Origin of the sequence: Rhodococcus sp. HNM0569 (assembly GCF_012726205.1) — a bacterium.
GTDB lineage: Bacteria > Actinomycetota > Actinomycetes > Mycobacteriales > Mycobacteriaceae > Rhodococcus_F.
In genome coordinates, this window is record NZ_JAASAE010000017.1 from 72963 (window position 1) to 81412 (window position 8450).

General features: G+C 70.4%; 7 protein-coding genes. 6 read left to right on the forward strand and 1 reads right to left on the reverse strand.

Annotated features, from left to right (window positions below; genetic code table 11):
* The first annotated feature begins 247 nt into the window (after positions 1-247).
* The 3 genes from HCA44_RS18500 to HCA44_RS18510 are packed head-to-tail and all read left to right on the forward strand — an operon-like array spanning position 248 to position 3686.
* Positions 248-1702 (forward strand): iron chelate uptake ABC transporter family permease subunit, encoded by a 1455-nt coding sequence (locus HCA44_RS18500; protein WP_169650797.1) that lies wholly within the window; start codon positions 248-250, stop codon positions 1700-1702.
* A 44-nt stretch (positions 1703-1746) separates the two neighbouring features.
* On the forward strand, positions 1747-2808 hold the full coding sequence (locus HCA44_RS18505; protein ID WP_169650805.1) for an iron chelate uptake ABC transporter family permease subunit: 1062 nt from the start codon (positions 1747-1749) through the stop codon (positions 2806-2808).
* Positions 2805-3686 carry an ABC transporter ATP-binding protein gene (locus HCA44_RS18510; protein ID WP_169650798.1) on the forward strand — a complete coding sequence of 294 codons (882 nt, stop codon included), beginning with the start codon at positions 2805-2807 and terminating at the stop codon, positions 3684-3686. Before HCA44_RS18505 ends, HCA44_RS18510 begins: the two co-directional genes overlap by 4 nt.
* Positions 3687-3701: 15 nt before the next feature.
* On the opposite strand, the gene HCA44_RS18515 is transcribed toward HCA44_RS18510, so the two are convergent.
* Positions 3702-6236: a DUF2156 domain-containing protein gene (locus HCA44_RS18515; RefSeq protein WP_346764789.1), complete on the reverse strand. Its 2535-nt coding sequence runs from the start codon at positions 6234-6236 to the stop codon at positions 3702-3704.
* Positions 6237-6465: 229 nt separating this feature from the next.
* Here HCA44_RS18515 and HCA44_RS18520 point away from each other — a divergent pair, with 229 nt between their 5' ends.
* The 3 genes from HCA44_RS18520 to HCA44_RS18530 form a co-directional block, all read left to right on the forward strand.
* Positions 6466-6870: a BlaI/MecI/CopY family transcriptional regulator gene (locus HCA44_RS18520; RefSeq protein ID WP_169650800.1), complete on the forward strand. Its 405-nt coding sequence runs from the start codon at positions 6466-6468 to the stop codon at positions 6868-6870.
* A gap of 81 nt (positions 6871-6951) precedes the next feature.
* A complete protein-coding gene (locus tag HCA44_RS18525; protein WP_169650801.1) occupies positions 6952-7926 on the forward strand; it encodes a M56 family metallopeptidase in 975 nt (324 codons plus the stop codon).
* Between the two features lie 83 nt (positions 7927-8009).
* Positions 8010-8450 (forward strand): NAD(P)-binding domain-containing protein (locus HCA44_RS18530; protein WP_240945630.1); only part of this gene is annotated, 441 nt, incomplete at its 3' end.

Here is an 8450-nt window from a genome sequence, read left to right on the forward strand (position 1 = left end):
GCGCTCCATTCGTCTGTTCGGGAAGGTTCCCGGGAAACGTGGACGAATGGGAGCTTAGGGTAGCCTCACCAAATATCAAGTACCGACCCCCGGTGACGGTCGCCACTACCTCCCCGCCGACGCGGGTTGGATAGGGTTCCGTAACCTAAGTAGCCGTACATCCGGGTATCCGCGGAGCCGGTCCACATGCCGGGCCCCGCCCCGACCCCCGTCGGGCATCCCCCCTGCGAAGGAGCACGAACACTCCGTGACCACCACACGAACAGACGGGCGCACATCGCGCGAGTCGTTCGGCCGACGCGAGATTCCCCGCGGCCCGGCGCCACGCGGAATCCGCGCGGTGGCATGGGCATTCGACACCGCCCTCACCGTGCTCCCGTTCGTACTCGGTTGGTTCGTCGTCGACTCGCTGCGCGACGCGAACGGCGGGGGCGAGGCCGATCGGCTGATCTTCGGTGCGGCCACTCTCGCGATCGGTTGCGCACTCGGCTACTGGAATCTCGGGCTGCGTGCAGGACGCACGGGGCAGAGCGCAGGCATGCGGTGGGTCGGCCTCGTCGTCCGCGATCGCGAACACGGGACACCGGTCGGAACGCGCCGGGCGCTGCGCCGGGTGCTCGACCGCGACAACGTCGAGGTCGTACGGCAGGTGACCGCCGCCGACGAGGGCTTCGAGCCCGACAAGCCCGACGGCTCCCCCACCGCGGTGCGCAGGCGCCGCCTGCTGGGCCTCGTGGTGCTGGTCGCGGTGCTCGCCTTCGCTCTGCTGGCGAGCATCGCGATCGGCGCGCGACCGCTCACGACCGGGGAGATCGCACACGCACTGTTCGCCTCCGACGGCACGCAGGCCGACATCATCGTCCAGACGCTGCGCGGCCCGCGCACTCTGCTCGCGCTCGTCGTGGGCATCGCACTCGGCGCGGCAGGCGCACTCATCCAGGGCTACACCCGCAACCCACTCGCCGACGCCGGACTGCTCGGCCTCAACGCGGGCGCTGCGTTCCTCGTGGTGCTGTCGATGTACCTGTTCAGCTTCACCGCACCGAGCCAGTACCTGTGGTTCGCGTTCGTCGGGTCGTTCCTCGCGAGCATCGTCGTGTTCGGGCTGTCGTCGATCGGATCGGGGGGCACGAGCCCATTGAGTCTCGCGCTCGCGGGCGCCGCGGTCGCGTTCTTCCTGCAGGCGATGACCCAGGCGATCGTCGTCGTCGACCAGAACAGCCTCGATGCGTACCGGTTCTGGGTGGTGGGCTCGGTCGCCGGTCGCGGATTCGACATCCTGTGGACGGTGTTGCCGTTCCTGATCGCGGGTCTCGTGCTCGCGCTTGCGGGCACGCCCGGGCTCAACGTGCTCAGCCTCGGCGAAGACGTCGCGAAATCGCTCGGCAGCAATGTCGTGGCGAGCCGTGTCCTCGGGATCCTCGCGATCACACTGTTGACGGGTGCCGCGACCGCGGCGTGCGGACCGATCGCCTTCATCGGTCTGGTCGTCCCGCACGTCGCGCGGGCCGTCACCGGCCCCGACTACCGCTGGCTCGTGCCGTACGCCGCCCTGATGGGCGCGGTCATGCTGCTGGTCGCCGACGTGATCGGCCGCGTCGTGGTGCGGCCCGGCGAATTGCAGGTGGGCATCGTGCTCGCGCTGTTCGGCGCCCCGTTCTTCGTCGCGATCGTCCGGCGCAGGAAGTTGGCTGCACTGTGACCCTCCTCGACGACACCGCGGCCGACGACACCACGGCCGGACGACTGCGTTCGTCCCTGTCGCGCCGCGCGCTGCGTGTCGGCCCGTTCTCGATCGTCGTGCGGCCACTGACGGTCGCGGTCTCGATCGTCCTGCTCGCCGCACTGTTCCTGGTGTTCTGCCTCGAGATCGCTCTCGGCGACTATCCGATGTCCATACCCGACGTCGTGTCTGTGTTGCTGGGCGGCGGCTCGAAGGCGCAACGGTTCATCGTGCAGGATCTGCGGCTGCCGCGTGCCCTCACCGGGGTGCTGGTCGGCGCCGCGCTCGGTATCGCGGGGGCGCTCACGCAGTCGGTGTCGCGCAACGCGCTCGCGAGCCCCGACATTCTCGGCATCACGGCGGGTGCGACGACCGCGGCGGTCTCGCTCATCGTGCTCGGTGGCGGCGGCGCCTTCGTCGGCATCCTTGCGCTGCTCGGACTTCCGCTCGCGGCGCTCGTCGGCGGCTTGCTCACCGCGATCGTGATCTACGCGCTGTCGTGGCGCGGTGGCATCGAGGGCTACCGGCTGATCCTGATCGGTATCGGCATCAACGCGATGCTCGTGGCCGTCACCGGCTGGCTCATGGTGTCGGCCGACATCAACGACGTCTCCCGCGCCCAGGTGTGGCTCAACGGGTCGCTCAACGGCGCCACCTGGAATCAGGTGTGGCCGGTCGCCGTCGTCGTGGCCGTCGTGGGCGCGAGCGTGCTGATCGCGTCGTTCACGATCGGCGGTCTGCGGCTCGGCGACGAGAACGCGACGTCGCTCGGCATCAAAGTGCAGTCGGCGCAGGGCAGGCTGTTGCTCGCGTCGGTCGTGCTCGCGGCCGTCGCGACCGCCGCGGCCGGTCCGGTGGGCTTCGTCGCGCTCGCCGCGCCGCAGATCGCGATGCGGCTGATCCGCTCGGCGGGACCGCCGATCTTCACCTCCGCGATCTGTGGTGCTGTACTCGTGGTAGGGAGCGACCTGATCGCCCGCACGGTGCTGCCGGTCGAACTGCCCGTCGGCATCGTCACGTCCGCACTGGGCGGCCCGTTCCTGCTCTACCTGCTCGTTCGCAACAACCGGAAGGTCACGGCATGAGTGTTCCGACCGAATCCCGATCCGGCGCGCCCTCCGACGCGCCCGCGCGGCTCGTCGCCGACGACGTCACGCTCGGCTACGGCGACCGCATCATCATCGACGGCTTGGACCTGTCGGTGCGCACCGGCGTGATCACCACCGTGATCGGGCCGAACGGGTGCGGAAAGTCGACGCTGCTGCGGGCGCTCGGGCGCCTGTCGAAACCACGGGGCGGCTCGGTGATGCTCGACGGCAAGGCGATCGGATCGATGCGCACCAAAGAAGTCGCGCGCACGCTCGGCATGTTGCCCCAGTCGCCGGTGGCCCCGGACGGTCTCACGGTCGCCGATCTGGTCGCGCGCGGCAGGCACCCACACCAGTCCTGGATCCGGCAGTGGTCGTCGGACGACGAGCACGAGGTGACCGAGTCGCTCGAGCTCACCGGCATTCTCGAGCTCGCGGACCGCCGAATCGACGAGTTGTCGGGCGGACAACGCCAACGCGCCTGGATCTCGATGGCGCTCGCGCAGGGCACCGACATCCTGCTGCTCGACGAGCCGACGACCTATCTCGACCTCGCGCACTCGATCGAGGTGCTCGATCTGGTCGATCGCATGCACGCCGATCTGGGCCGCACCGTCGTGATGGTCCTGCACGACCTGAACCTCGCGATCCGCTACAGCGACGAGCTCGTCGTCATGAAGGAAGGTCGGGTCGTCGCGGCGGGCGCACCCACGGAGGTCGTGACGGCGGAGTTGCTGCTCGACGTGTTCGGTCTCGAGGCGACCGTCATCGACGACCCGGTCTCGGATCGGCCGCTGATCGTCCCGATCGGTACCCGCCACGTCTACGGCACCGAGGGCGGCGCCCCTGCCGCGGGACGGCCCGCGAGCGCCTGACCACGCACACCCGCGTCACCGCGCGCGTCGGCGCCCGGCAAGGGTGCGCACGAGGCGCACGCTCTCGCCGACCGAGACATTCGGCAGATACGCGCGTCCGACGGCATTGCCGATGCTCGGCAGCGCGGCGGGGTCGGGGAACGCCATGTGCATCGGTTCGTAGCGAGGATCGAACTTCGCCTTGAATGCCAGTAGCGACCGGAACCCGTAGACGGGCTCGAGCGTGCGGCCGAGCAGGTCGAGCACGCCCTCCATGACCTGCGACAGCGTGCCGGTCTCGGCGAGCTCGCGCTCGTCGGCGTCCCGCGCGGGAACGTCGACCTTGGCGAGCGGTGCACCGGACAGGCTGACGAACTCGTAACCCTCGACCTCGAGCATCAGTGCGGCCGACGCGATCAGGAACTCGGTCGTCGGCCGGAATCCGCCGGCGCGCCTGCGCATGAAGTCGAGTGTCCAGCCCACGACCACGCCGTCGCGGTACACCGGCAGCCACGACGTCACGCCGTGCACGGTGCGGTCGGCGTCGACCGCGACGAGGCAGCGCACCTCCGGATCGTCGATCTCGTCGAGACCGCCGAGTGTGAAGCCCATCTCGGGCATGCCCTTGTCGGCGACCCATTCCTCGGAGATCGCGACGATCTGGTCCTTGACGCCTATCGGTGCCGTCGGGAAGCCGATCCACTCGGCGGTGATCGCCGCCTTGCGCGCCTTGTTCGTCGCGGTGCGCACGTCCTGGAACTTCTTGCCGGTGAAGGCGATCGAGCCGAGGTCGAGAACGGTTTCCTCCGCGACCTGGACGGCGCCCCAGCCGAGCGACTCGGTGACCGCCCGAACCTGGCCGGTGACCGAGTAGAAACACGGCACCCACCCGTTGGACGCGGCGAACTCCGCGAACAGCACCACGGACGGTGCGAGCCGATCGGGCGGGCCTACCGGATCGCCGGTCGTCAGGGCGACACCGCCGACCACCCGGTAGGCGACGTAGCTGTGCCCGTCGGGTCCGAACCAGTACGAGTTGCCGCGCCAGGTGGTCATCCACGACAGCGGGCTGCCGCCGCTCGCGCGCAGGATCGCCTGCGCGCGTGCGGTGTCGGTGCCGCGTGCGGTGGCCGGGCGACGGAAGGCTGCGACGGCGACAGCGCACGCCGCGATCCAGAACACGACGCCTGTCCACTCGTAGAGCAGCGTTGCGGGCGCGCTCACCGGCAGCACCGCCGGATCGAGCCACTGGAGACAGACCGGCGGCACGAGCCGTTCGGGATATCCGGCGACGAGGTCGGCGAACGACGGAGGCCGGTCGAATCCGTCGCGGACCGCGAACGCGCCGGCGACGTACAGGACGCCGAGCGTCACGAACACACCGGAGATCCGGGTCGAGGCGAGTCGGACGGTACCGGGGGGCGCCGCGACGTCGAAGAACCGGCGTGTCGCCAGCAGCATCACGAGTACCGCGGCCGGGGCGAGGAAGGGCGCGATCGTGCGGTAGAAACTCGGGTCGTCGAGACCGTAGAACAGTGTCGTGCGGTCGGTGGCCGTGACATAGCGGACCAGGTAGTTGCCGAGTGACAGGGCGAGCAGTGCGATCTGGGCGAGCGTGACCCCGACCCAGGCCACACGCCTGCCGCGGCGCAGTCCGTCGGCGAGCACGAGCACGAACACCGACGGCATGATGCTGAGCAACGTCGGGCCGACGCCGCCGAGACGCAGTTCGAGCAGGCCGCGACGGCAATCCGCGGCGCCGGGATCGTCACTGCACAGTGCGCGGACCTCGGCCGGGGACCACGGTGCGCCGCGTACGAGATCGCGCAGCACCGCCAGCGGGCCGACGGCGTCCGGCGACAGGGCCGCGAGCACCGGGCCGAGGGTGCTCGCGGCGACGACGATCGCGACCAGGACCCGACCCTCGCGGCGGGTACCCGCGACGCGCTCACCGCGTCGGGAGCGTCCGACGACGTACCCGCCCAGGCACAGGCCGACGACTGCCGCCGCGACGCGCAGGACGTCCTCGAGCCCGCCGCCGAAGAGCGCGAGCGTCACGGTGAGCGTGAGGACCGCGGTCCGCACGCGGCGACGCCACAGCGTGCCCATGTTCGCGCTCGCCACCATCAGCACACCGATCACCCACGTCGACGGCCCGAACGCGAGACCCAGATGCAGTCGGAAGCCCCAGCCCGCGTCGAGCATGCGGGCGACGAGCGCGACCGCGACCGCGAGGAGCCCGCCCAGCACCTGCGTCGTGACCGCGGCGACCGCGAAGCGCCCCGATCCCATGCGCCGCTCGAGGGGCGCCGCGACGACCGCGGCCAGCAGGGTCGCCGCGACGTAGCCGCCGAGCCCGGTGGCCCACAGCCCCGAGGTGACGAGCACCCATACCCGACCGTGTTCGAGGGGACCGATCCCGAGGCCGACCCACGGGGCGAGCCGGTGCGACGGACCGTGCACGACGCTGCGCGACGCCGACGCGAGGATCCAGACGGTGGCGATCAGGACGAGCGTGAGCGGCGCGCCGCGCAGCCAGGAGCCCAGGAAGCGCGCCGCATTCGCGGGCACGCGTCGGGTGACGTGTCCGCCGCCGGTGTCGCCCGGTGCCCCGCTCGCCTCCACGCTGCGAAGGGTAGCGAGCCTCCGGTGCGGCGGCGGTGGTGCCACGACGGCGGCCGGGGCACATGGTCCGAATTGTCGCTACCCGGGCCGGGTATGACCATTACCACACCCGGTCGTCGGCATTTACTACCACCCGTAGTAAGAATTTCCGACGCGCCTTCCGTAGAATCGGCCCATGGCTGGACTAGGCGAACTCGAACGCGCGGTGATGGACCATCTGTGGTCCACGTCCGAACCTCAGACCGTCCGGCAGGTCCACGAGGCGCTCGCCGCACGTCGTGAACTTGCCTACACCACGGTGATGACGGTGTTGCAGCGGCTCGCGAAGAAGCATCTCGTGGTGCAGCAGCGCGACGATCGCGCACATCGCTATCTTCCGGTGCACGCGCGCGAGGAGCTCGTCGCGAGTCTCATGGTGGACGCGCTGCAGCAGGCGGACCAATCGGGGAGCCGCGCGGCCGCCCTCGTGCACTTCGTCGAGCAGGTCGGCGCCGACGAGGCCGACGCGCTGCGTCAGGCACTCGCCGATCTCGAGGCGAAGGAACAGCGCGGCCCCGGCTCCGTCCGTCGGGTGAGCTGAAGGCCTGTTCGAGCTCGATCGGCGCAGCGTGTGCACGCGCCGGATCGTCCTGTGCTCTCCGTGATGCATGATGGGTGAGTCATGATCGACGTCGCCGCTCTGGTTTTCGGCCTGCTGGCACTGCTGCTGGCGGGCCCCGTCCCCGCGCTGCTCGGCCGCGCGACGTGGACGCACCGCGCGCCGCGTGCCGCCCTCGTGCTGTGGCAGGCGGTCGCGCTTGCCGCGGTTCTGTCGGCGTTCAGTGCGGGTCTCGCGATCGCGAGCCGCCTGCTCGTGCCCGGTCCGGACGGGCGCCCCACCACCGCCCCGCTCGCGGAGATCGACGCGTTGGGTCTTCCGCTGTGGATCCTGTACGTCACGGTGTTCGCGCTCACCCTGCTGGTCGGTGCGCGGCTCGTCTATTCGGTCGTGCGGGTCGCGGTCCGCACGCGGCGCCGCCGCGCCCGCCACCGCATCCTGGTGGATCTGCTCGACCGGCACACCGACGCCGCCGCGACACACCTGCCGCTCGAGCGCGCACCGGATCTGCGCGTCCTCGACGTCACCGAACCTCTCGCGTACTGCCTGCCCGGTCTGCGCCAGCGCGTCGTGCTGAGCGAAGGCACGTTCGCGAGCCTGTCGGCCGCCGAGGTGTCGGCGATCCTCAGCCACGAGCGTTCGCATCTGCGGGCACGGCACGATCTCGTGCTCGAGGCGTTCACGGCCGTCAACGATGCATTCCCGCGCGTGGTACGCAGCAGGTCGGCGCTCGGCGCGGTCCAGCTGCTCGTCGAGATGCTCGCCGACGACTCGGCGGTCCGTACCGCCGGGCCCGCGCCCCTCGCGCGCGCCCTCGTCGCGTGCTCGACGAGCACCGCGCCACGCGGAGCCATGGCAGCGGGCGGGCCGAGCACGGTACTGCGAGTACAGCGGCTCGCGGCGGGACGCGCCGACCGCGTGCTGGTCACCGCGGTCGCGTACGCCGCGTCGGCCGCGATCCTCGTGGTGCCCACACTCGCCGTCGCCGTGCCGTGGCTCACCGAGTTGAGCCGTCTGTTCGGAACCTTCGGGCACTGAGTGCGCACCCGCGCGAGCTGCGCGAAACGACCGGTGCGCGTGAAGGATTTCACTCGAGGCCCCCGAGAGGGAAAGCTGTAGGCATGACATCCAACGACAAGGACTCGCACCTGGCCCAGATCGGCGTCACCGGTCTCGCCGTCATGGGCTCGAACATCGCCCGCAACTTCGCGCGCAACGGCTACACGGTGGCGCTGCACAACCGCAGCATCGGCAAGACCGACGCGCTCCTCGCCGAGCACGGTCACGAAGGCGACTTCGTCCGCACCGAGACGATGCAGGAGTTCGTCGCCTCTCTCGAGAAGCCGCGGCGGGTGCTGATCATGGTCAAGGCAGGCGACGCCACCGACCAGGTGATCGAGGAGCTCGCCGACGTGATGGACGAGGGCGACATCATCATCGACGGCGGCAACTCGCTGTACACCGACACGATTCGTCGCGAGGCGGCGATGGCCGAGCGCGGCCTCAACTTCGTCGGCGCGGGTATCTCCGGCGGCGAGGAGGGTGCACTCAACGGCCCGTCG